The organism is Agrobacterium sp. NPDC089420, assembly GCF_044900305.1.
Classification (GTDB): domain Bacteria; phylum Pseudomonadota; class Alphaproteobacteria; order Rhizobiales; family Rhizobiaceae; genus Agrobacterium.
This window is the reverse complement of the sequence record NZ_JBJDMY010000004.1, coordinates 126,828-148,788: the sequence shown is the minus strand read 5'-3', so window position 1 is coordinate 148,788 and position 21,961 is coordinate 126,828. Positions and strand designations below refer to the sequence as shown.

The following is a 21,961-nucleotide window of genomic DNA, read 5'->3' as shown; positions in this document are numbered from 1 at the left end:
CGAGAATGAGAAAATGCCGCCGCAAAGACCTGTCCTTGCCCGGAAATCGGGGGGATGTTACTCAGCAAAATGATTCATGCAAACAAAAGTTGAAAACTTAAATCAGAATAATCGAAAATAATGTGAAACTTACATTAAAACGCGCATGCCGGGCTGTTTTCGCCGGGAAATCCACAGGAGCAGCCTCTGTATTTTCTTCAACTATCCGCAACCGGGGATAATCTGCAGGCAAGTTCCGCAGAAATTCTATCGGCGGTTCCGCGGACCAGGGCGGCCCATTTGCGAAGCTGTTGCGCATCCACCCGATAGGCGGGACCGGTGACGGAGATCGCCGCGTGAAAATTGCGGCCGGGCGCCCGAACCGGGGCGGCAACGCAGTGAATTCCGATCTCATGCTCCTCAAGATCGAAACCATAGCCATTCTCCCGAATGGCCGTTACATCCGCCATCAGCGCTTCCGGCGTCGTGATCGTGCTTTTCGTGAAACGGTGAAAATCCAGCCCGGCGACGACGTCTGCCAGATCATCGGCGGAAAGCAGCGACAGCGCCGCCTTGCCCACCCCCGTACAATAGGAAGGCGAACTCTTGCCGACCTGTGAGTGCATGCGCAATGTGTGCCGGCCTTCCATCTTGTCGAGATAGGTGACCTGCCCGCCGTTCAATACGGCGAGATGCACGGATTCCTGCGTCTCCTCCTGCAACGCCGCCAGATGGGGCGCAGCGACACTGCGCAGATCATTGCCGCTCCAGGCCTTCGCCGCAAATTGCAACAGCCTCAGGCCCACGGCGTAGGTCTGGTCGGCGGCATGGTCCACCAGTCCCTCGGCAACAAGATGGGCAAGCTGGCGGTGCACGCTGCCACGCGGTTGGCCACAGGCCTCCACCACATCGGTAAAACGCATCGGTTTGTCGGCGCAGGCAATCAGTTCCAGCAGGGCGACGGCCTTGCCGAGCGTGCCCGTCTCCCCCGCGGTTTTCTGCGGTTGCGCCGGAACCGCATCAGGGGTTTCGCCATTGGGCTTTTTGTCATCGGACATGGCAGCATCCACCGTCATCTGCCTTGACATCAGCACAATGCCAAGGGAATAATTCCAATTAATAAAATCTAGTTCCGTATAATGGAACAATCAAGCCCCTGCCGGATGAGATGACGCCAATGACGCAAGCCCAATTTCCCGATCTCCAGGATACGGGCGTGCTCATTACCGGCGGCGGCTCCGGCATCGGCGCGTCGCTGGTGGAAGCCTTCGCGATGCAGGGGGCGAAGGTTGCCTTCATCGACATCGCCGAGGAGCCGAGCGCGGCTCTCGTCCGGAGGCTTGCGGGCGCGGCGGCCCATCCGGTTCATTTCTTCAAGGCCGACCTGCGCGACATTGCGGCGATCGCACGCACAGTGGATGTGGCGGCCTCCGCCACCGGCGGCATCAAGGTGCTTGTCAACAATGCCGCGTGGGATGACCGCCACGACATCGACACCGTGACGGAAGCCTATTGGGACGCCAATCAGGCGATCAATCTGAAGCAGATCGTCTTCACGGTTCAGGCCGCGCTGCCGCATCTGCGCCGGGCGAAGGGCGCATCGATCGTCAATTTTTCCTCCATATCCTTTCTGCTGAATATGGGGGACCTTCCTTCCTATGCCGCGGCCAAGGCCGGCATCATCGGCCTGACGAAAAGCCTTGCCGGCCGGCTGGGGCCGGAGAATATCCGTGTCAACGCGCTTCTGCCCGGCATGATCGTGACGGAGCGGCAGAAGCAATTGTGGCTGACGGATGAGGGTATCGCCGCGACCACGGCGCGGCAGTGCCTGAAAAGCACGCTCGCCGCCGCCGACCTGGCCGGTCCGTGCCTGTTTCTCGCATCATCGGCATCGAGCGCCATCACGGCGCAATCCATAATCGTAGACGGAGGCCTCTTGTAATGTCTGAACCCGCTTTCATCGCCGTCGACTGGGGTACGACCAGCTTCCGGCTCTGGCTCATGGGCCGGTCGGGCGCGGTGCTGGCCGAACGGCGCAGCGCGGAAGGCATGACCACCGCCATGCGGACCGGCTTTGCCGAGGTGCTGCAATCGCATCTCGACGCCATCGATGCCCCGGAAAACCTGCCGGTTCTCGTCTGCGGCATGGCAGGCGCCCGGCAGGGCTGGGTCGAAGCGGGGTATATCGACGTACCGGCATCGCTTTCGGCGGTTCTGGACGGCGCAGTCCGCGTGCCGGGCCAGGCGCGGGATGTGCGCATTCTGCCGGGGCTGGCGCAGCGCGATAAAAACGCGCCCGACGTGATGCGCGGCGAGGAAACGCAATTGCTTGGCGCGCTCACTGCCGCCGACAGCGGCGACAAGCTTGTCTGCATGCCCGGCACCCATTCCAAATGGGTGACCGTGCGCGGCAACGACGTGACCGGCTTCGCCACCTTCATGACCGGCGAACTGTTCGAGGTGATCTCGAAACAGACGATCCTGTCCCATGCGGTGGCCGAAGCCGCAGCCTTCACCGCTGCACACGAGGCTTTCCGGGCGGCCGTGCGCGATATCTACGCCAATCCGCAACTCGCCACCAATCGCCTGTTTACCCTGCGGTCCGGGCAATTGCTGCACGGCCTGAGCGCAACCGATGCGAAGGCCAGACTTTCCGGCACCATGATCGGGCTGGAAATCGCTGGTGCGCACTCCAATGCGCGGCGGGACACGCCTGTCGTGCTGATCGGCTCCGGCGTGCTGGGCGCACTTTACGAAGGCGCCTTCACCGCCCTTGATATCCACTATACGGTCATTGACGCAGACGACGCCGTGCGGCGCGGCTTGCTGGCCGCTGCAAATGCCATCTGGCCATAAACGAAAGAGCCACCATGCGTATTCCCTTTCCTGCCATCCAATATCCGCTGATCGCCATTCTGCGTGGCCTGAAACCCGAGGAAACCGAGGGTGTGGTCGGCGCGCTGATCGAAACCGGTTTCCGCGCCATCGAAATCCCGCTCAACTCGCCCGATCCGTTCCGCTCGATCGAGATCGCCGCGAAGATGGCCCCCGCCGATTGCCTGATCGGCGCCGGCACCGTGCTGAGCGTGGAAGACGTGGCATCGCTGGATGCGGCCGGCGGCAAGCTGATGGTCAGCCCCAATGCCGATGCCGAGGTCATCATTGCCGCGCGCGAAAAGGGCATGGTGACGATGCCCGGCGTTCTCACCCCCACCGAGGCGCTGGTGGCCGCAAAGGCCGGGGCCACGGGACTTAAATTCTTTCCCGCTAGCATCATCGGCCCTTCCGGCATCAATGCGATCCGCACGATCCTGCCGAAGGATCTCGTCATTGCCGCCGTCGGCGGCGTCTCCGATAGGAATTTCGCCGATTACACCTCGGCCGGGATCGTGGCTTTCGGGCTTGGAACCAGCCTCTACAAGCCCAGCATGACGGCCGCGGCAGTGCGCGAACGCGCCGCCGTCACGCTTTCCGCCTATGACGCAGCGATTGGAGGATAAGAGCATGGCGACCGTTTTTCCCTTTGCCGGACGTGTCCTTGACGAAACGCCGATGACGCTTGGCGAAGGTCCGACCTTCGATCCTTCAACCGGCACCGCCTGGTGGTTCAATATTCTCGGGCGCGAATTGCATGAGCTGCATCTCGCTTCCGGCCGCAAGGCCGTACACGCCCTGCCCTTCATGGGCAGCGCGCTCGCCGTGATCAGCGACAGCAAGCAGTTGATCGCCTCCGACGACGGCCTTTTCCTGCGCGACACGGCGACCGGTGGGCTGACGCTGCATGCGGCGCTGGAAAACGACCTGCCCGGCAACCGCTCCAATGACGGGCGCATGCATCCCTCCGGCGCATTCTGGATCGGCACCATGGGCCGCAAGGCGGAAATCGGTGCGGGCAGCATCTATCACGTCGCGAAGGGGGTTGTGACCAAGCTGATCGGCGATATCAGCATTCCGAATTCGATCTGCTTCTCTCCCGATGGCGCCAGCGGATATTATGTCGATACCAAGGTGAACAGGCTGATGCGGGTGCCGCTCGATGCGCAGACCGGCCTGCCAGCCGGCAAGGCGGAGCTGTTTATCGATTCCACCGACGGCAAAGGCGGCGTTGACGGTTCCGTCTGCGATGCCGAAGGACATATCTGGAACGCGCGCTGGGGCGCGGGTGCGGTCGATCGTTACGATGCGAATGGCAATCACATCGCCCGGTACGAGGTGCCCGGCCGGCAGACGACCTGCCCGGCCTTCATCGGCGCCGATGCGTCGCGCCTTCTCGTGACCTCGGCGCGGGAAAATCTCGACGAGGACGCCATCGCCGCCAATCCGCAGCACGGCATGACGTTCGAACTCGGGGTCGAGGTCAAGGGCCGGTTCGAGCCGCTTTATCGGTTGTGAGGAGCGGCGCGGACCGCCCGCTCCTCATTGCCGTGCTCGTGACAGGAGTGAGGGCTGCGGGAGTCCGCTCCCGCGCTATATTCACAATCACCCGTTTTCAGGACATATCCGGCAGGATTTCGCGATAGTTCTCGTGCAGGTAACGCTGTGTCGCCGCGGCATCGGCGGGGCGACCGTAAAAATAGCCCTGCCCCATGGCGCAGCCGAGCGCGCGCAGCTTTTCCTCTTCCGCCCGCTCCTCGATCCCTTCGGCCACCACCTCGAGATCGAGCCCTTCGCACATGGCGACGATGGCCTTGATGATGTGTTCCGAGGGACGGTCGCTGCTGATACGCGAGACGAAGGCGCGATCGATCTTCACCTTGTCGAAGGTGAAGTCGCGCAGGCGCCCGAGGCTCGACTGGCCGGTGCCGAAATCATCCAGCGAAATGCGGACACCGGCGCTCTGTAATTCGCTGATGATGCGCTGGGCGGTATCGGCGGATGTCATGACCGCCGTTTCGGTGATCTCCAGCTCCAGCCGATGCGGATCGAGGCCGACCCGCGACAGGATGGAAAGAATATTGTCCGCCGTGCTGGGGTCCATCAGCTGCGCGGAAGACAGGTTGAAGGACAGGAAAAGTTCCCGCGGCCAGAAAAGAGCCGCTTCCGCCGCCTTTCTGAGCAGGGCTTCCGACAGGGCGTCGATGAAACCCCTTTCTTCGGCGAGCGGCACGAAAACGGCGGGCGATACAAAACCGAGATCGGGGTCGTTCCAGCGGGCCAGCGCCTCGAAACCGATGACCTTCGCCTCTTCCAGCCTGACGATGGGCTGGAAGTGCACGTCGATCGCATCGGTGATGATGGCGTTTCGCAGCGCCTGTTCCAGCTGCGTGGCACGTTTCATCTCCTGGGCGATCTCACGCGAATAGACCGTTATCTGGCCACGTCCGCGCCGCTTGGAACGGTAGAGCGCCGTCTCGGCGCTTTTCAGAAGGTCCTCATACTCATCGCCGGCGAAGGGATAGATGGCGAAGCCGAAGGAAGAGGAGAGCCGCACGTTGCGATCGCCGAGATCGTAAGGGGCGGAAAGCACGTCCTTGATCATGTTGCCGATGCGTTCGGCGCCGGTGCGCTCGAACACCAGCGGCAATACGAAGGCGAATTCATCGCCGTCATGGCGCGTCACCACCGCGCCGTCGGGAATGCAGGCCTTCAGCCGGTGCGCCACCTGACAGAGGATTTCGTCGCCTGCTTCCGCGCCGAAAAGATCGTTGATGGGTTTGAAGCCGTCTATGTTGGCAATGCCGACCGTGAAGGGGGCGGGATCGCTGGAGCGCTCGCTCGCCAGCATGCGAATCTTGTCCCGCAGACGGTAGCGGTTGCCGAGCCCCGTCAGCGGGTCGCTGTAAGCCATCGCCTGCAGCTCGTTCTGGCTGACCTGCAACGATTGCGGCTCTGCCCGTTTCATTCCTGCATCTCGTGAATCCTGTGTCGACCGCGCTCACAATGCAGGGCAAGTATTAAAAAAGCCATAGCCTTCCGACAAAGGCAATTTCAGGCCTGGAGCTGCAGGGTTTCCTTGCCGAAAAGCCGCAGGAAAACCGCCTCGACCATATCCGGGCTCACCGGTTTCAGCAGCATGTCGTCCATGCCGGACGCCAGACATTTGTCGAGATCGCCCTCGAATGCGTGGGTAATGACGCCGACGATGGGGATGTGAACGTCAGCCTCCAGGCCGCGCATGCGGCGGGCCACCTCGAAACCGTCTATATCGGCCAGCGTCGTGTCGAGCAGGACGGCGGAGGGCGGCTGTTCGGCAAAGAGCCGCAGGGCTTCCTCACCCGAGGTGGCGAGCCGCCACGACAGCCCCAGCCCTTCGAGTATCTGCGAAAAGACGATCTGGTTGACCCGGTTGTCCTCAACGAGAAGTATCTCGCAGACGCCGCCCGTCCTGAGGATTTCCGGCAGGTCGTCCGTCATGATCTCCCAGTCTTCCTCCGGTGATTTTTCGTTCGGAGACGATCTGAGGCCAACGGCGACATAATGCAGCAGCGATGCCTCGATCTCCTCTTCCTCTATGGTGACGACGGGCAGTTCATGCGCGGCGGCGATATCGAGACATGTCACGCTCATCTGGGCGTCGACGACCACGAGATCGATGCACACGCCGGCGGAAGCGGCAACATCGATGAATGCCTGCTGTTCCTGCTCGCTCGTCACCGCCGCATGATCCATGCCGCCAGCGGCCAGACGACGGCCGGCGGCTTCGGCAAAACGCCCGCTTTCGGACACGACCAGCACCGCCTTGCTTTTCAGCATCTCACCGGCCGGGGTGTCGTCCCCATCCTTGCCATAGGTCGAGGCCACGAAGGCGACGTGTTCGAGCGAGGGAATGACGGGCCTGCCGGCCGCATCGACGGTGGCGAGCGCCGTGACATCCTCCATGGTCGTGACCAGGAAATGCCGGCCTGGCCGGCCCACGCGCTGCTTGCGGGTGATCGCCAGCACTTCCTCGCCGTTCAGGCGTCTCACCCTTTCGGGAACGACGCTCGGCGTGCCGCTATCCATCACCATGCGGTCGGCGATATCGATCTGCGCGGCGACCTTGCGCGAATGCAGGTCGAAGACCGTCTTGCCGAGAATGATCTCGGGACTGGTCTCGACCAGGGCGCAGGCGGATTTGTTGACGGCCGCATAGGCCATGTTCCTGTCCTTGACGAAGACGGGAAATGGCAGATTGTCGAGAATATCCTCGATGAGCTGTACGCGCTCGAGATCGATGCGCCACTGCTCCTCCCGCTTCTTCTGTTCGGAAATATCGGCGACGACACTGATGCCGAGGCCGGAAGGCAGGCGGTTCATGACGAAGCGCAGGAAACGCTCGCCCTTCAGGCGTTCGGTCTTTTCCGATCTTTCCTTCCAGTGCAGCGCCAGCCGTTCGCCGATCCATTCTTCGCGCCCGAGCTGGCGGGCGTTGGCGGCGAGGTTTTCCGTCTCGACCAGGTAACAATCGTAGAGCGCGCTCAGATAGTCGCGCAGCCGCGCGCCCGGGCCGATCGCGGCCTCCTCCAGCGGAAAAAAGCTCAAGAGTTTCCGGCTTGCGAAAATAATGTGATCGTTACGGTCGCAAACGACGATCGCCGCGCCAAGCGCGTCGCAAAGGGCATCCAGCATCACCGTATGAACGCCCGCGCCAGAGGACGCCAAATCACTCAACTGCAAACTCCCGCCTGTTTTTCAGGGGTCAGGCTTATGCTTCTATTGGAATCGTCCGGGGCCGATGCCGGGATGAAACGAAAAATTCCGGAAAAAAGACATCAGGGTTTGCCACTTGAAGCAGTCTTGAGGGGTCGATGACGCTCACCCAAAGTCGACGTCACACACCACCCGGCGAAGGCAGCCCCGTTCCTGCGGTCATTTCAAGCCGCCCCACCATAGTCACGGCCGATTAAAGGCGGATTAACGCTTATCCGGATGTTGACGAAAATGATCAAATGCCAGACAGGCCGTAAAACATGTGCAAATGTTTGCGACCCGAGTTTTTTGCTTTCGAAGCCATGCCGAATCCGCGAAAATGACGATCATGGCCATCAAGCAGCTTTCAGAAACCCTCATCAACCAGATCGCCGCCGGCGAGGTCATCGAAAGACCGTCCAGCGCGACCAAGGAACTGGTGGAAAACGCCATCGACGCGGGCGCGACCCGGATCGAGATCGCCACGGCGGGCGGCGGCAAGGGGCTGGTGCGGATCACCGACAACGGCTCCGGCATGTCGCCCAGCGATCTGGAGCTTGCGGTCAGGCGTCACTGCACCTCGAAAATCTCCGATACGCTGGACGATATTCGCACGCTCGGATTTCGCGGCGAGGCGCTGCCCTCCATCGGCTCGGTCGCCAAGCTGACGATTACCAGCCGCCAACAGGGCGCGGAACAGGGGTCGGTGATTTCCGTTACCGGCGGCAAGGTTTCGGATGTGCGGCCCGCCGCCGCAAATGCCGGCACCGTCGTCGAGGTGCGCGACCTGTTCTTCGCCACGCCGGCGCGGCTGAAGTTCCTGAAGACGGAACGCGCCGAGGCGGCCGCGATCACCCAGGTCGTCAAGCGCATGGCGATCGCCTTCCCGCATATCCGCTTCGTGCTGTCCGGCACCGACCGTTCGACGCTCGAAATCCCTTCGACCGGCGACGATCATCTTGCCCGCATGGCGCAAATCCTCGGCGCGGAGTTCAAGGACAACGCCATCGAGATCGATGCCGGGCGCGAGGATGTGACGCTGACCGGCTTTGCCGGCGTGCCGACCTTCAATCGCGGCAACTCGGCGCATCAATATGTCTTCGTCAATGGCCGCCCGGTGCAGGACAAGCTGCTTTTATCCGCCATTCGCGGCGCCTATGCCGAAACCGTGCCGCATGGGCGATATCCGGTCGCGGTGCTGTCCATCACGCTCGATCCCGCCTTTGTGGATGTAAACGTGCATCCGGCGAAATCGGACGTGCGTTTTCGCGATCCAGGCCTCATTCGCGGGCTGATCGTCGGCGCGATCCGGCAGGCGCTGACGCGCGACGGCGACAGGGCTGCGACAACCGGCGCCAGCCAGATGATGAACGCCTTCCGCCCCGGCTACAGCCCGTCCGGCCTCAGGCCCTCGCCCTCGATGGCAGCAGCGCCCTGGTCCGCCGCCACCTCGCCTTCCCGGCCGCTTACCGTTTCGGGCGGGGCGCAGTTTGCGGAACCGGTGCAATCGCGCTTTTCCGACATCACCATGCCGACGGCGCGGGCCGAACCGCGGGAGGTTTACGAAGCCGCCGCGAGCCCTACGACCGAACCCGTGCTCTACCCGCTTGGAGCCGCACGGGCGCAGCTGCACGAGAACTATATCATCGCGCAGACGGAAAACGGCCTCGTCATCGTCGACCAGCATGCCGCGCATGAACGGCTGGTATTCGAGGAAATGCGCAATGCGCTGCATTCCCGGCGTCCGCCGTCGCAAGTACTGCTCATTCCCGAAATCATCGACCTGCCGGAAGAGGATTGTGACCGGTTGATGGAGCATGCGGCCGGGTTCGATGCGCTGGGCCTCGTCATCGAGCGTTTCGGTCCTGGCGCGGTCGCCGTGCGGGAAACGCCCGCCATGCTGGGCGAGGTCAATGTGCAGGGGCTGGTGCGCCAGCTTGCCGACGAGATCGCCGAATGGGACGCGGCCTCCACGCTTGCCAACAAGCTGGAATATGTCGCCGCCACCATGGCCTGCCACGGTTCCGTGCGGTCCGGCCGGCGCATGCGGCCGGAGGAGATGAACGCGCTTCTGCGGCAGATGGAAAATACGCCGGGCTCGGGACAGTGCAATCACGGCCGGCCGACCTATATCGAACTGAAACTTTCCGATATAGAACGGCTCTTCGGCCGAAGCTGATGCCTTTATCCGCCCGCAAGGGTGTGGGTCTGGCCTTGTGCCGCGCCGGACTATATAAATTCAGGACACTGGAGCATCCGGATTGTTCAGGAAAACGCTACGCCGTTTCGGACTGGGTGCGCTCACAGGACAGAGCAGGAGACGAAAACGGATGAACAGATTTGAAGGAGGCGGCAACCGCCTCGCCGTCATCGAATATCTCGACGGTGACTTCCGCATCGTCCAGACCGGCTCGCACGTCATCTGCGCCATCACCGGCAAGGCCATTCCGCTCGATGAGTTGCGTTACTGGAGCGTGGCGCGGCAGGAGGCCTATGTGGACGCGGGGGCGTCTCTGGAGGCGGAACGGAAGGCTGGCGATTTGCCGGCTTAAGTTGGGATGCGGCGCGTTGGGTAGGTCAGCAAAAGGCAGCATCCGCTACGCCCCACTTTTTCACAGTGCGCGTTCCTTTCACACCCCTCATCCCTGTGCTTGTCACAGGAATGAGGAAGAAGTGCTCGACGGTTTGCCTTCTTCGGCACTCTAAATTAACGACCGCCCATTGTCCCGCAGCAGACGCGCCCGGCAGTTCCCCACCGCCGTCTCGATGATCGTCGCGGCCGCGTTGGGGTCGTCGAACACCATGTCGATTTCGATCACCTGGCTGTTCCACAGCAGTTCTTCCGCCCGGCCGTGGTGCCCGTTGAGCCGCACGGCGTCCTTGGCCGTCGTCACCAGCTGCAGGTTCTGCCTGCCGGCATCATTGAGGAGATCGGCGATCTCATCGTCGCTGAAATGGTGGTGATCGGGGAAGGAGCGCTGCAGCACGATGTCGCCGCCAAGCGCCTCGACGGTTCGATAGAATTTCGCGGGATCGGCGATACCCGCGAAAGCCAGCACACGCTTTCCCCTGAAATCCTCCGGCTCCTGCGGCGTGATCGCCGCCACGAAGACGGGTTTGGCGGCCTTTGCCGCCTGTCTTACCAGCGGATCGGCCGCATGGCCTTTGCCGACCTTCAGCAGTCCGGTCATCTGCCGCATCTGTTCCGCCAGCGGCGCCCGGACGGGACCACCGGGCACGAGATGGCCGTTGCCGATGCCGCGGACCGTATCGATGACGACCAGCGCATAATCCAGTGTCAGGCGGGCGCTCTGGAAACCGTCATCCATGATGATGAGATCGACACCCTCCTTCACCAGCCGGTGCGCGCCCTCCACGCGCCGGCGCGAAATCACCGTCACCGCCTCGCGCGCCAGAAGCAGCGGCTCGTCGCCGACATCGGCGGCGCGGTGGTGCTGCGGATCGACAAGGGTGGTGACATCCAGCGTGCCACCGTAACCGCGGCTGAGGAAGCCGGGTTTCATTCCCCTGGCAACGGCGGCCTGGGCGATTGCTATCGCTGTCGGTGTCTTGCCCGCACCACCGACGGTGAAATTGCCGATGCAGATCACGGGGGCGGCAACGCTTGCCCGTTTCGCCGTCCGCATCCGCCGTCCGGCGACCTTGCCGTAAAGAAGCGAGAAAGGCGACAGGAGCCATGCCTGCCAGCCCGCTTTCTGCCACCAGAAGGGTGGCGCTTCAGAAACCATCTATTTCCGCTCCCGGCCGCGTCGCCACGGCATTCCGTTCGGACATCTCATATCAGGGAAGTTGTTTGCCAGAAAAAACCGTAAATTGCAAAAATGCAATATACGGATCGGACATCCTTGCCGGACCGGTGCTGCGAAGCCCGGTCAGGCTACCCGTTCCGGCAGCAGGGCTTCAAGCGCGGTAATATCGTCGAAACAATAATCCGCATCCGCGCCGAGGCTCTCGCGGGAACCGGTTCCGGTCAGAACGGCGATGCGCAGCCCCGCACCCGCGTTCCTTGCCATGTGCAGGTCGTGATTGTTGTCGCCGACCACCGCCACTCGTTCCGGCGGAAAACCGATCGCCCGGCAGAAACCGAGGACCATGCCGGGCTGCGGCTTGGTGCCGTAACCGCTGTCATAACCCGCGACGAAATCGACATCGCTCTCGAAACCGAAGCGGATGGCTGTCTGGCGAATGGAATTTTCATTGTCGCTGGAAGCAATACCGAGCTTGTAACCACGCGCCTTCAGCCGTGCAAAAAACGCCTTGAGATCGGTGACGGGCACGGATTTATCCGCGGCCTCGGTGAAGAGCCGGTCGAGGCGCTGCGTCAATTCGCCGACATCGCAGGGCGAGCCGGCGGCGACCAGACCGGCGGCGATTTCCGCCGTGTTGCCGGCGGCCAGCAGGCTGTCCGGCACCACATGGCCGGTGACAGGGTCCATGCCGCAGGCGATGAGAAGCCGGTCGGCAAGGGCCGCGTCGCCTTTGGCGGCGATTGCCGCAAGTTCGCGGTTCACCGGCCCCCAGCTGGCGTCATAGCCCAGAAGCGTTCCATCCTTGTCGAAAAGGACAGCGGCGATCGACTGCGCCGCCTCGAGTTCGATATTCGCTACCATGAACCGATGGCGCTCCGCGGTTGCAGCTTGGCCGAAACGGTCAGCGGGTTGATGTAGGGTTCGAGCGCCTTGACCGTGGACGACAGCGCGCCCCGCATGTCCTGAATGACGCGATTGCCCGCATCGATCATCTTGTAACGCTCATTGTCGTTGACCAGCAGATAATGCACCGCCTTGGCCAGCATCTCGATATCGCGGATGATGCGGCCGCCGCCGGCGCGGATCAGCTTCTGATAGGCCTCGCGGAAATTCTGCACATGCGCGCCCGACAATACGGCGCAGCCGAGCATGGCCGGCTCCAGCGGGTTCTGCCCACCTTCCGCCGTCAGCGACCGGCCGACAAAGGCAAGCTCGGTCAGGCGCAGGTAAAGCCCCATTTCGCCGATGGAATCGCCAAGGAAAATATCGGTTTCCGGCGTGATCACGTCATTTCTGCTGCGGCGCGCCACGGTGAGCCCCATGCCCTTCAGCATGGCTTCCACGTCGTCGCCGCGCTCGGGATGGCGCGGCACGATGATGGTCAGCTGACCGTTGCGCGACTTGATCGCGGCATGCACGGTGGCTGCGGCCTTTTCTTCACCGTCGAAGGTGGAGATCGCCGCCCAGGTCTTGCGATTGCCGATCTGCTTGCGATAGGTCTCCAGAAGCGCCTCGTCACAGGGCGGCGGGTCGGTATCGCCCTTGAGATTACCCGATATCACCACCGGCCACGAGCCGAGATCGCGGAAGCGCTCGGCATCGAGATCGGATTGCGCCACCACCAGCGCCAGCTTGGAAAACAGCGATTCCGCAATGTCGTGCCGGTTTTTCCAGCGGTCGAAGGACCGGTCGGACAGCCGGGCATTGACCCGGATCTGCGGGATGTGCCGGCGCTCCAGCTCCATCATCGTCACCGGCCATATTTCCGATTCAGCGGTAATGGCGGCATCCGGCGCCCAGTAGGCGAGAAAGCGGTTGACCGCGATCTTGATGTCGAGCGGCACATATTGATGGATCACATCATCGCCCAGCCGCGTGCGGGTCAGTTCGGCTGACGTGACGGTGCCGGTGGTCAGCAGCACGAAAATGTCGCGTTTGCGGATTTCGCGGATCAGCGGGATGAGGGCAAGCGTTTCGCCCACGCTTGCGGCATGGAACCAGACGAGCGGCCCGCGCGGGCGCTCGGCGCTGGCATAACCGAACCGCTCCAGCCTGCGGCGCTTGTCTTCCTTGCCCTTCGCCGCCCGATAGGACAGATAGGGCCGGGCAAAGGGATAGGCGGCAATACCGGCGATCCGGTAACCGGAAAGAGCGAAACGTGCGATACGGCTGCTCATGACATTCTGCCCCTGATCATTCCGCGCAATGCCCTTCCCCTGTTCTTGATTGTTATCGCCGCCTACTTCTTCTCAAATTGCGTCATTTTTTGTCATCGGAAACGAAAGCGCGATCACATTTTCCCGTGCCGGAACTGCCAGCCTGCGCATTATCGGCAGGAATCACGGGAAAACTGGCCTTCACCCGATAGTATTACAACGCAAGGGCAAAAGGACTCAATTTTTGTCGTCAGGATTGAGAAGACGGTGCATATGCACGATAAAATAACGCATATGGGCGTTGTCGACCGTCATCTGCGCCTTGGACTTCCATGCCGTGAGCGCGGAAGCATAGTCCGGATAGATGCCGACGATATCGAGCGCATTCAAATCCCGGAACTGGACATCCTGAAGGTTTTCCAGTTCGCCGCCGAAGACGAGGTGCAGCAGCTGTTTCGGTTTGCCGGATTCCGTCATGTCTTTATCTCTTTCTTAAACGCTGAGAGAGGCCTTCATCTGCGGGATTTCCCGGCAAACGTCAACTGTCGGAAAGGTGTGAAAACGCTTTCAAAAGTGCGGGCAGCGCATAATCTGCTGCGGCGCACAATGCGGGGTGGTTCACCTGGCGGCGATTATACATCAGAGGTTTTCCATCAAGCCCGACCAACTGCCCGCCGGCTCTTTCCAGAATGAGGTCGGCAGCGGCCAGATCCCACTCGTGCGAATTGGCCTTGACCAGCGTTCCGTCGATGCGGCCATCCGCCACCATGGCCAGCCGGTAGGCGAGCGAGGGCACATGCGGAATGCGCTTTACGCCGCTCCGCACCTCCTGCGGCAGATGCGAGACCACGTCTTCGGGCGCCGCCAGATGGAAGATGCCGGCATTTTCGCGCACGGCGAAAATGGGCTCTCCGTTCTTCAGGGCTTCACCACCTTCAAGCGCGGTAAACTCCTCGGCAAGCGCCGGTGCAACGAGAACGCCCACCACCGGCCGCCCCTCATGCACCACCGCGACGCTGACGCACCAGGTATCCCGCCCGCCGATGAAGGCGCGGGTGCCGTCAATGGGATCGACGACGAAGACGGTAGAGCGGGAAAGCCTGTCCGTATCGTCATCGGTCTCTTCGGAAAGCCAGCCGTAGTCCGGCCGGGCGGAGCGGAGAATAGTTTCGAGAATTTCATTGGCGGCATAGTCAGCCGCGCTCACCGGCGAAAGACCGCCATTCTTCCACCAGACCTCGGGGTCCTTGCGGAAGAAACCGAGGGCCGTCTCGCCGGCCTTGCGCGCGGCTTTAAGGACCAGCCTCAAATCGGAGGCCCAGCGGGCCTCAGCCATATCGTTCATTTTGCCGTCTTTTCCGCGCGCCTCGACCGGCGCGCCCGTTTTTCTCTTCGCACTTGCACATAAAGCACCGGCGAAAACAACCCGCAGGCCGCATCACTTGCCGGCGATCGTCATGCCTTCGATGGCGAGCGTCGGGGCGGCAATACCGTATTTGCGGTCGATATCACTGGCCGGCGTCACCCGCATGAACATGTCTTTCAGGTTCGAGGCGATGGTGACCTCGGAAACCGCGAAGGTCTTTTCGCCGTTCTCGATCCAGAAACCGCTGGCGCCGCAGCTATATTCACCCGTGATCATGTTGGCGCCGTGGCCGATCAGTTCGGTGACGTAAAAGCCGGTTCCGACCTGTCGCAGCAAGTCCTCCGGCGAGAGATCGCCCGGCTCCAGCGCCAGATTGGTGGAGGCCGGCGAAACCGCGGTGCCGCCGCGCACGCCGCGACCATTGGTTTCAAGGCCGAGTTCCCGCGCCGCCGAGGTGGACAGAAACCAGTGCTTGAGAACGCCGTCCTCGATCATCGTCATCTTCTCGCCCCTTACCCCTTCGCCATCGAAGGGACGCGAGGACGGGCCGCGCACGATCTGCGGATCATCGGTAAGGTAAAGGCCCTTTTTCAGAACCTGCTGGCCCATTTTGTCGCGCAGGAAGCTGGTCTTGCGGGCGACCGAAGCGCCGTTGATGGCGCCGGCAATGGCACCGACGAAACCGCGGGCGATGCGCGGATCAAAAACCACCGTGATGTTGCTGCCGGTATCGACCTGACGCGGGCCGACGCGCCGTACCACTTTTTCACCGGCGCGGCGACCAATCTCCTCGGCCGCGTCCAGGTCAGCGTAATAAAGCCGGCTGTCGAAATCGTAGTCGCGCTCCATCTTCGTGCCTTCGCCGGCGATGACGCTGACGGAGCGGCTGAAGCGGCTGCCCATATAGCTGCCGGAAAAACCGTGGGATGTGGCAAGCACGAGGCCGCCCATGCCGCTCGATGCGCCCGCACCTGAGGAGTTGCTGACGCCCTTGACCGCCAGCGCCGCCTCTTCGGAAGCAAGCGCGGCCTCGCGCAGCTGATCCGCCGAAACCTCGGTCGCGTCAAAAAGCTCAAGATCGTCGTAGGAGGTCGCCAGCCTTTCCCTGTCGGCAAGGCAGGCAAACGGATCTTCCGGCGAGACTTTCGCCATGGCCACCGCCCGTTCGGCCAAGGTCTTCAGATCAAAGCCGGGATTGGCCGAAACGCTCGCCACCCGGCGGCCAACGAAGACGCGCAGGGAAAAATCGTCGCTTTCGGAGGATTCGGTGCTTTCCACCTTGCCGAGCCGAACGCCGACCGATTGCGAGCGGGAGCGGACGACAACGGCATCCGCCTCATCCGCGCCGGCGGCGCGGGCAAGATCGACAAGTTCGCTGGCGCGATCGAGAAGTTTGGAAGAATCTATTTCTGAGGACATGAGTTGGCCTTTCATTCCTGTTCCATTTATTGTGCCAGCAACCCCGCATCAAGGGCGAAACGCCGCTTTCTCCATCAGACGGCTCCATCGCCACCCTATTTGAAAGTCCGCCCGCATGACCGAGCACGACGCTCTCTTTTCAGAACCCTTGCTGCTTCTGGCCGGCGCGGTCATCGCGGCCTCGGTTTTCCGCAAGCTCGGGCTTGGCACCGTGCTCGGTTATCTGGTGGCGGGCATCATCATCGGGCCGTTTCTGCATCTGGTCACGGATGCCAAGGACATCTTCAACGTCTCGGAACTGGGCGTGGTTTTCCTGCTCTTCATCATCGGCCTCGAACTGAAGCCCTCGCGCATATGGCAGATGCGGCGCGATATTTTAGGCCTCGGTCTGGCGCAGGTGCTGGTGACGGGCAGCGGGCTGGCGGCCATTGCCTGGTGGGCGGGGCTGATCGATGCACGCGGCAGCGTTGTCGCGGGCTTCGGGCTGGCGCTTTCCTCCACCGCCTTCGCGCTGCAAATCCTTGAAGATGACGGCGACATGAACACCCGGCACGGCAATCGCTCCTTTTCGATCCTGCTGTTTCAGGATCTCGCCATCGTGCCGCTTCTCGCCCTCGTCACCATTTTATCCAACCGGCCGGATGTGCCGACGGATTCGATGTCCTACGATCTCGTCGCGTCGATCCTCGCAGTGGCGGGCATGGTGCTGGCCGGGCGTTACCTGCTGACGCCGATGTTCCAGATCATTGCCCGCACGGGTGCGCGCGAGGTGATGATCGCGGCGGCGCTCTTCGTTGTCATCGGCGCGGCCGCCATCATGGAGGCCGTCGGGCTTTCCATGGGCATGGGCGCGCTGCTGGCCGGGTTGATGTTGTCGGAATCCTCCTACCGGCATGAGCTGGAAGCCGATATCGAGCCGTTTCGCGGACTGTTTCTGGCGCTGTTCTTCATGGCCGTCGGCATGTCGCTGCATGTAAACATCGTCTACGAGCACATTCTCCTCATCCTGATCGCCGTGCCGGCGATGATGGCGGTGAAGGCGGCGCTGATCTATGTTCTGTGCCGCGTTGCCGGTTCGTCGCGTTATGCATCGAGCCGCATCGCACTGCTTCTGGCCCAGGGCGGAGAATTCGGTTTCGTGCTTTTCACCACGGCCGCGGCCTCCGGACTGTTTCCGCAGGCGACCGCGTCGATCCTTGTCGCCATTGTCACGCTTTCCATGGCGCTGACGCCGCTTCTGGCGGTGGTTTCCCGCCGGCTGACGGCGGAGGATGCGGAGGAAGACAAGCTGGAAGAGGATTTCGACGGCGCGGGTGCGGATGTGCTGATGATCGGCTTTTCCCGCTTCGGCCAGATCGCCTCGCAGATTCTTCTGGCCGGCGGGCGCGACGTCACGGTGATCGACAGTTCCGCCGACCGCGTGCGTCAGGCCGCCCGTTTCGGCTTCCGCATCTTTTTCGGAGACGGCACCCGCAAGGATGTGCTGATCGCCGCCGGAATAGAGCGGGCCGATCTCGTGGCCGTCTGCACCCACAAGAAGGAGATCACCGACCGCATCATCGACATGATCCAGTCGGAATTTCCCAGTGTGCGCATCTATGCCCGCTCCTATGACCGCGTGCATTCCCTGTCGCTCCGGAAAAAAGGCGTGGAATATGAAGTCCGCGAAACGCTGGAATCCGGCCTGCTGTTCGGCAGACGAATCCTGGAAGGGCTGGACATGGATGGCGAGCGGGCGCTGGCGATATCCGACGATATTCGCGAACGCGACGAGGAGCGCCTGCAGCTGCAGGCCGTGGAAGGCCTCGCCGCCGGCCGGCAGATGCTGCACAACAAGCCGGTGCGCGAGGTGAAGCCGGAGCCGCTGATGAAGCCGAAGAACAAGGCGGAAAAGCGCGAGGAGGAAGAAGAGGATATGGAGGACAGCGAGACGGAGGTGTCGCTGTGATTTCAAAGAAATGGTTGGGATCAGGCGACCTGTCCCCCCCCCGACGGGGAGAGGAAACAGGTGGCAACGCTTTCTCGTACCCGATTGCCCTGAGGCCATAGGGACCGGTTGCGCCAGTCAGGCTTCCACGCCCTGCCCGCGGTGAAACAGCTCCACCTGCATGTCGATCTGCCGTTTCAGATCGTCCTTGATGCCGGCAGAAGCGTTCAGCACCTCTTCGGACTTCAGAAAGTCCAGCACGCCGAAACGGTGCACCGGTGGGCGCAGGAAGATATGCGGCGGGCGTAATCTGAGTTTCAGGGCAATCGCCGCCTGCATCATCAGCTGGCTGGCGCCGAACAGGCTGTCCAGCCGGTTCGGCATGGTGGTGCCGTCGCCTTCCGGCCCGCCGACCACATCGATGCCAATGACGATATCGGCATGATCGAGCAGATGCTCATAGGGAACCGGATTGAAGATACCGCCATCGATCATGATACGGCCATCGATGCGCACCGGCATGAACAGTGCCGGGATGGCGGCGGACGCCGCCAGCGCCTGGATGATCTCGCCGCTTTCCACCACCACTTCGGTCTGGGCGTAATAATCGGTGGTTATCACCTTCAGCGGAATGGCAAGCTCCGAAAACTCCTTCGGCAAAGCCTGCGGCATCAGGGCATGGAGGATGAGCTCGAGATTGAACTGCCCGAGGCGGAAACCATCGACCGCGTGGCGCATCGATGCAGGCCCGAGGCTCCAGAGCCGGTTGGCGACCGAGCCCTTGCGCCCCATGAGTTCGAGCGTGTAGTCGCGGATTTCCCGTCCCGACATGCCTGCCGCCATGCCCGCGCCGATGATCGAGCCGATGGAGGAGCCGGAAATCGCCACCGGCCGGATGCCGAGTTCGTCCAGCGCCTCGATGACGTTGATGTGGCAGATGCCGCGTGCGCCGCCACCGCCGAGCGCCAGTCCGAATGTCGGCTCATGGCTGCCCGCGCCATCGCGCCTGAGGACCTCCTCCCCGGCGCGGACGATGGTGACGCTGTCGTTTATACCCTGCTCCATGCGAATACCCGAATTCTCTCCGCGGAAAAGACTTGCCTATTCGGCAAACAAGACGGGAGCGTGGCCTGACGGGACGCTGTTCCTATCAGGGCGTTTTCGCTTTTCCTCGAACCACGAAAACACTCTAACTTCTTGTTCTGTCGCATTTCCGGACGGAAACCGAGCTCCGGGTTTCCTGGAAATGCTCTAGGGTTCGTAACGGTAGAAATGCATTTTCGTATCGCCGAAGATGCGGCTTTCGAGCGGTTTGAACATTGCATCGACGTTCACCGTCACGTCGCCGCGCTCTTCCAGAATGGCGAGCGCGCCGGGTGTCAGCCAGCCGCCGCCATGCGCTGCCGCAAACGCCTTTTCGCCATGGCCATAACCATAGGGCGGATCGGCAAAAAGAAGATCGAAGGGCTCGATATTGTTGACGCCGCCAAGCTTGGTGGCATCACGCCGCAGAATGCGGGCGCGGCCATGCAGACCCAGAGCATCAATATTTTCCCACAACAGCCCCCTGCCCTCGACGCCGTTTTCGACGAAAAGCGCCACGCGACACCCGCGCGACAGGGCTTCCAGCCCAACCGCGCCGGTTCCGGCGAAAACGTCCAGGACCCGCGTGCCATCCAGACTTTCCGGATAGGCGTGGCTCAGAATGTTGAAGAGGCTTTCCCGCGTCCTGTCGATGGTCGGACGAATGGAATTCGATTTCGGCGCGGCCAAGGTCCGGCCGCGGAACTCACCGCCTACGATCCGCATTACGTGTCATTCCCCTGCCTCCAGAAGGTTTGCCACCCGGGCCTTTGCCGCCCGGCTTGTTTCCGCCGGGACCTTTGCCGCCGGGGCCTTTACCCTTGCCCGAAAAACCCGAACGTTCGCCACGCTCCCCCGATTTGCCGAAGGACGGCTTGCCGAAGCCGGGTTTACCACCCGGTTTTGCGCCTCTGGGCTTGTCCCCGAAAGGCCGGTCGCCGCGCGGACGGTCTCCCTCCTCGCGCGGACGGTCGCTGCGCGGGCGATCGCCGTCTTCGCGAGACCGCTCCTGGAAGGGCCGGTCGCCGAAAGGCTTTTCAGCGCGTGCGGGGCGGTCACCGAAGCTCCTTGCGCCGCGCGCAGGACGCTCGCCACGGGGGCGGTCGCCCTCTTCACGCGGGCGATCTCGGAAAGGCCGGTCGCCGGAGGGTCTGTCGCCAAAGGATTTGCCGCCGCGTCCGCCGCGGTCGCCAAAGGATTTGCCGCCGCGGCCAGGACGGTCACCGCGTCCGCGGCCACCTTCTTCTTCACGGGGGGAGTCCGAACGAATCCACTCGCCTTCGGCGTCAGCATGCCGCACGACGTTACGGCGGGCTTCATCCTGGGCGGACGGCTTCTTGAACAGGCTTTCGGCTTCAGCGCGGGCAGACGACTTGCGTTCCTTGCCGTCGCGGGTGGGCTTTGCACCGGGCGCCATCCAGACATTGGCGGTGCGGCTGGTGCCGGCGGGCGGGCGTGGGCGGCGGTCGTCGCCATCATCCTCGCTGCGGCCCTTGGCGCCAAATTTGCCGGCGGGCTTGGAGCCGAACTTGCCGGCAGGCTTGTCGCCACGCTTGGTGTCGAGACGGCCGAGCGCCTTTTCACGACGATCCTCGGACTTGCCGCCCTTTTCGAAGCGCGGCTTGCCTTCCGGCGCATCGCTCTTTGCCCATTCGGATTTCACGGGCCGCTTCGGCGCGTTGTCTTCCTCATCCTCAACGGGAGCATTATAAATCGGCGCATCGAAATTGGCGCCGGCCTCTTCGATCAGACGCGGGCCAAGCTGGTCGCGCAGCATGCGGCCGCGCACTTCCAAGACCTTGCCCTCGGCCAGATCGCCAAGCTGGAACGGGCCGTAGGAAACGCGGATCAGGCGGTTGACCTCAAGGCCAAGCGCGCCGAGCACGTTCTTGATCTCGCGGTTCTTGCCTTCACGCAGGCCCATGCTGATCCAGACATTGTGGCCCTGGGTGCGGTCGAGCGTGGCGTCGATCGCGCCATAAAGCACGCCGTCGACAGCGATGCCGTCCTTCAGCTTGTCGAGCGCGGCCTGATCGACCTCGCCATGGGCGCGCACGCGGTAACGGCGCAGCCAGCCGGTGGTCGGCAGTTCCAGCACGCGGGAAAGGCCGCCGTCATTGGTCAAAAGCAGCAGGCCTTCGGTGTTGATATCGAGGCGGCCGATGGAGAGCACGCGGGGCAACTCGCCCGGCAGATTGTCGAAAACGGTCGGGCGGCCTTCCGGGTCGGAATTGGTCGTCACCAGGCCGGCAGGCTTGTGGTAGAGCCACAGTCGCGTGCGCTCGGCGCCGCGAATCGGCATGCCGTCGACTTCGATCTTGTCCGCGAGCGTCGCGTTGACCACCGGCGTATCAAGCTTGACGCCGTTCAGCGACACGCGGCCTTCCATGATCATGCGTTCGACATCGCGGCGCGAAGCGACACCGGCGCGCGCCATGATCTTGGAAATCCGCTCGGGCTTGCCGCCGCCAACGGTTTCGGGCGCCGGGGCGGCCTTTGCCTCGGCCGGCTTCTTGTCGCGCTCTGCGGCGGGTTTGCCGGGGCCTTTCGGCTTCTTGTCGCGGCTAAATGTCTTGCCGCCGTCACGCTTCGGCTTGTCTTTAAAAGTCATTTGCTGTTTGCCTGTTGTTTGGGCTGTCCTATCAGGTCCAAG

19 protein-coding genes are annotated in these 21,961 nt (G+C 62.5%); 7 read left to right on the top strand and 12 right to left on the bottom strand.

All coding sequences use genetic code 11. The annotated features are described in order from the left end of the window. Positions 1–197: 197 nt before the first annotated feature. Complete coding sequence (locus tag ACI2KA_RS07445; protein WP_404500675.1) at positions 198–1,067, bottom strand: IclR family transcriptional regulator; 870 nt, start codon at positions 1,065–1,067, stop codon at positions 198–200. Positions 1,068–1,147: 80 nt separating this feature from the next. Here ACI2KA_RS07445 and ACI2KA_RS07440 point away from each other — a divergent pair, with 80 nt between their 5' ends. The 4 genes from ACI2KA_RS07440 to ACI2KA_RS07425 are packed head-to-tail and all read left to right on the top strand — an operon-like array spanning position 1,148 to position 4,371. Then, positions 1,148–1,921, top strand: a complete 774-nt coding sequence (locus tag ACI2KA_RS07440; protein WP_404500673.1) for an SDR family NAD(P)-dependent oxidoreductase — start codon at positions 1,148–1,150, stop codon at positions 1,919–1,921. Continuing rightward, a complete protein-coding gene (locus ACI2KA_RS07435) occupies positions 1,921–2,835 on the top strand; it encodes a 2-dehydro-3-deoxygalactonokinase (RefSeq protein ID WP_404500671.1) in 915 nt (304 codons plus the stop codon). Before ACI2KA_RS07440 ends, ACI2KA_RS07435 begins: the two co-directional genes overlap by 1 nt. Before the next feature lie 14 nt (positions 2,836–2,849). Next, positions 2,850–3,479, top strand: coding sequence for a 2-dehydro-3-deoxy-6-phosphogalactonate aldolase (locus ACI2KA_RS07430; protein ID WP_404500669.1), 630 nt, complete (start codon positions 2,850–2,852; stop codon positions 3,477–3,479). A gap of 4 nt (positions 3,480–3,483) precedes the next feature. After that, positions 3,484–4,371, top strand: a complete 888-nt coding sequence (locus tag ACI2KA_RS07425; protein WP_404500667.1) for an SMP-30/gluconolactonase/LRE family protein — start codon at positions 3,484–3,486, stop codon at positions 4,369–4,371. Positions 4,372–4,468: 97 nt separating this feature from the next. Here the strand turns inward: ACI2KA_RS07425 and ACI2KA_RS07420 are convergent, their stop codons facing one another. Together ACI2KA_RS07420 and ACI2KA_RS07415 are read right to left on the bottom strand one after the other, a co-directional pair. After that, positions 4,469–5,821, bottom strand: a complete 1,353-nt coding sequence (locus ACI2KA_RS07420) for a putative bifunctional diguanylate cyclase/phosphodiesterase (protein ID WP_404500665.1) — start codon at positions 5,819–5,821, stop codon at positions 4,469–4,471. An 86-nt stretch (positions 5,822–5,907) separates the two neighbouring features. Next, positions 5,908–7,527, bottom strand: a complete 1,620-nt coding sequence (locus ACI2KA_RS07415; protein ID WP_404501190.1) for a response regulator — start codon at positions 7,525–7,527, stop codon at positions 5,908–5,910. Positions 7,528–7,936: 409 nt separating this feature from the next. Here ACI2KA_RS07415 and mutL point away from each other — a divergent pair, with 409 nt between their 5' ends. Both mutL and ACI2KA_RS07405 read left to right on the top strand, forming a co-directional pair. Next, on the top strand, positions 7,937–9,766 hold the full coding sequence (gene mutL, locus ACI2KA_RS07410; RefSeq protein WP_404501188.1) for a DNA mismatch repair endonuclease MutL: 1,830 nt from the start codon (positions 7,937–7,939) through the stop codon (positions 9,764–9,766). 151 nt (positions 9,767–9,917) lie between these two features. After that, on the top strand, positions 9,918–10,139 hold the full coding sequence (locus tag ACI2KA_RS07405) for a DUF2093 domain-containing protein (protein ID WP_404500664.1): 222 nt from the start codon (positions 9,918–9,920) through the stop codon (positions 10,137–10,139). Positions 10,140–10,289: 150 nt separating this feature from the next. On the opposite strand, the gene lpxK is transcribed toward ACI2KA_RS07405, so the two are convergent. The 6 genes from lpxK to ACI2KA_RS07375 form a co-directional block, all read right to left on the bottom strand. Further along, the gene (gene lpxK, locus ACI2KA_RS07400; protein ID WP_404500662.1) at positions 10,290–11,336 is read right to left on the bottom strand and encodes a tetraacyldisaccharide 4'-kinase; all 1,047 of its coding nucleotides are present in this window, start codon (positions 11,334–11,336) and stop codon (positions 10,290–10,292) included. Between the two features lie 144 nt (positions 11,337–11,480). Beyond that, positions 11,481–12,218: an HAD family hydrolase gene (locus tag ACI2KA_RS07395; RefSeq protein WP_404500660.1), complete on the bottom strand. Its 738-nt coding sequence runs from the start codon at positions 12,216–12,218 to the stop codon at positions 11,481–11,483. After that, complete coding sequence (waaA, locus tag ACI2KA_RS07390; RefSeq protein ID WP_404500658.1) at positions 12,212–13,534, bottom strand: lipid IV(A) 3-deoxy-D-manno-octulosonic acid transferase; 1,323 nt, start codon at positions 13,532–13,534, stop codon at positions 12,212–12,214. Before waaA ends, ACI2KA_RS07395 begins: the two co-directional genes overlap by 7 nt. A gap of 216 nt (positions 13,535–13,750) precedes the next feature. Further along, on the bottom strand, positions 13,751–13,990 hold the full coding sequence (locus tag ACI2KA_RS07385) for a DUF4170 domain-containing protein (RefSeq protein WP_046800695.1): 240 nt from the start codon (positions 13,988–13,990) through the stop codon (positions 13,751–13,753). A 61-nt stretch (positions 13,991–14,051) separates the two neighbouring features. Next, a complete protein-coding gene (locus ACI2KA_RS07380) occupies positions 14,052–14,858 on the bottom strand; it encodes a 3'(2'),5'-bisphosphate nucleotidase CysQ (protein WP_404500656.1) in 807 nt (268 codons plus the stop codon). A 93-nt stretch (positions 14,859–14,951) separates the two neighbouring features. Next, positions 14,952–16,298 (bottom strand): TldD/PmbA family protein, encoded by a 1,347-nt coding sequence (locus ACI2KA_RS07375; protein ID WP_404500654.1) that lies wholly within the window; start codon positions 16,296–16,298, stop codon positions 14,952–14,954. A 115-nt stretch (positions 16,299–16,413) separates the two neighbouring features. On the opposite strand from ACI2KA_RS07375, the gene ACI2KA_RS07370 reads away from it, so the two are divergent. Beyond that, complete coding sequence (locus tag ACI2KA_RS07370) at positions 16,414–18,246, top strand: monovalent cation:proton antiporter-2 (CPA2) family protein (RefSeq protein ID WP_404500652.1); 1,833 nt, start codon at positions 16,414–16,416, stop codon at positions 18,244–18,246. 117 nt (positions 18,247–18,363) lie between these two features. On the opposite strand, the gene ACI2KA_RS07365 is transcribed toward ACI2KA_RS07370, so the two are convergent. The 3 genes from ACI2KA_RS07365 to ACI2KA_RS07355 all read right to left on the bottom strand — a co-directional run bounded on the left by ACI2KA_RS07365 (position 18,364) and on the right by ACI2KA_RS07355 (position 21,919). Continuing rightward, positions 18,364–19,290 (bottom strand): patatin-like phospholipase family protein, encoded by a 927-nt coding sequence (locus tag ACI2KA_RS07365; RefSeq protein WP_404500651.1) that lies wholly within the window; start codon positions 19,288–19,290, stop codon positions 18,364–18,366. Positions 19,291–19,476: 186 nt separating this feature from the next. Further along, the gene (rsmD, locus tag ACI2KA_RS07360; protein WP_404500649.1) at positions 19,477–20,034 is read right to left on the bottom strand and encodes a 16S rRNA (guanine(966)-N(2))-methyltransferase RsmD; all 558 of its coding nucleotides are present in this window, start codon (positions 20,032–20,034) and stop codon (positions 19,477–19,479) included. Beyond that, the gene (locus ACI2KA_RS07355) at positions 20,015–21,919 is read right to left on the bottom strand and encodes a pseudouridine synthase (RefSeq protein WP_404500647.1); all 1,905 of its coding nucleotides are present in this window, start codon (positions 21,917–21,919) and stop codon (positions 20,015–20,017) included. Before ACI2KA_RS07355 ends, rsmD begins: the two co-directional genes overlap by 20 nt. Positions 21,920–21,961: the final 42 nt, after the last annotated feature.

What these genes read in the sequence shown, in the direction of transcription:
- ACI2KA_RS07445 (WP_404500675.1), bottom strand. Translation starts at nt 1,067, where the DNA reads ATGTCAAGGCAGATGACGGTGGATGCTGCCATGTCCGATGACAAAAAG.
- ACI2KA_RS07440 (WP_404500673.1), top strand. Translation starts at nt 1,148, where the DNA reads ATGACGCCAATGACGCAAGCCCAATTTCCCGATCTCCAGGATACGGGC.
- ACI2KA_RS07435 (WP_404500671.1), top strand. Translation starts at nt 1,921, where the DNA reads ATGTCTGAACCCGCTTTCATCGCCGTCGACTGGGGTACGACCAGCTTC.
- ACI2KA_RS07430 (WP_404500669.1), top strand. Translation starts at nt 2,850, where the DNA reads ATGCGTATTCCCTTTCCTGCCATCCAATATCCGCTGATCGCCATTCTG.
- ACI2KA_RS07425 (WP_404500667.1), top strand. Translation starts at nt 3,484, where the DNA reads ATGGCGACCGTTTTTCCCTTTGCCGGACGTGTCCTTGACGAAACGCCG.
- ACI2KA_RS07420 (WP_404500665.1), bottom strand. Translation starts at nt 5,821, where the DNA reads ATGAAACGGGCAGAGCCGCAATCGTTGCAGGTCAGCCAGAACGAGCTG.
- ACI2KA_RS07415 (WP_404501190.1), bottom strand. Translation starts at nt 7,527, where the DNA reads ATGCTGGATGCCCTTTGCGACGCGCTTGGCGCGGCGATCGTCGTTTGC.
- mutL (WP_404501188.1), top strand. Translation starts at nt 7,937, where the DNA reads ATGGCCATCAAGCAGCTTTCAGAAACCCTCATCAACCAGATCGCCGCC.
- ACI2KA_RS07405 (WP_404500664.1), top strand. Translation starts at nt 9,918, where the DNA reads ATGAACAGATTTGAAGGAGGCGGCAACCGCCTCGCCGTCATCGAATAT.
- lpxK (WP_404500662.1), bottom strand. Translation starts at nt 11,336, where the DNA reads ATGGTTTCTGAAGCGCCACCCTTCTGGTGGCAGAAAGCGGGCTGGCAG.
- ACI2KA_RS07395 (WP_404500660.1), bottom strand. Translation starts at nt 12,218, where the DNA reads ATGGTAGCGAATATCGAACTCGAGGCGGCGCAGTCGATCGCCGCTGTC.
- waaA (WP_404500658.1), bottom strand. Translation starts at nt 13,534, where the DNA reads ATGAGCAGCCGTATCGCACGTTTCGCTCTTTCCGGTTACCGGATCGCC.
- ACI2KA_RS07385 (WP_046800695.1), bottom strand. Translation starts at nt 13,990, where the DNA reads ATGACGGAATCCGGCAAACCGAAACAGCTGCTGCACCTCGTCTTCGGC.
- ACI2KA_RS07380 (WP_404500656.1), bottom strand. Translation starts at nt 14,858, where the DNA reads ATGAACGATATGGCTGAGGCCCGCTGGGCCTCCGATTTGAGGCTGGTC.
- ACI2KA_RS07375 (WP_404500654.1), bottom strand. Translation starts at nt 16,298, where the DNA reads ATGTCCTCAGAAATAGATTCTTCCAAACTTCTCGATCGCGCCAGCGAA.
- ACI2KA_RS07370 (WP_404500652.1), top strand. Translation starts at nt 16,414, where the DNA reads ATGACCGAGCACGACGCTCTCTTTTCAGAACCCTTGCTGCTTCTGGCC.
- ACI2KA_RS07365 (WP_404500651.1), bottom strand. Translation starts at nt 19,290, where the DNA reads ATGGAGCAGGGTATAAACGACAGCGTCACCATCGTCCGCGCCGGGGAG.
- rsmD (WP_404500649.1), bottom strand. Translation starts at nt 20,034, where the DNA reads ATGCGGATCGTAGGCGGTGAGTTCCGCGGCCGGACCTTGGCCGCGCCG.
- ACI2KA_RS07355 (WP_404500647.1), bottom strand. Translation starts at nt 21,919, where the DNA reads ATGACTTTTAAAGACAAGCCGAAGCGTGACGGCGGCAAGACATTTAGC.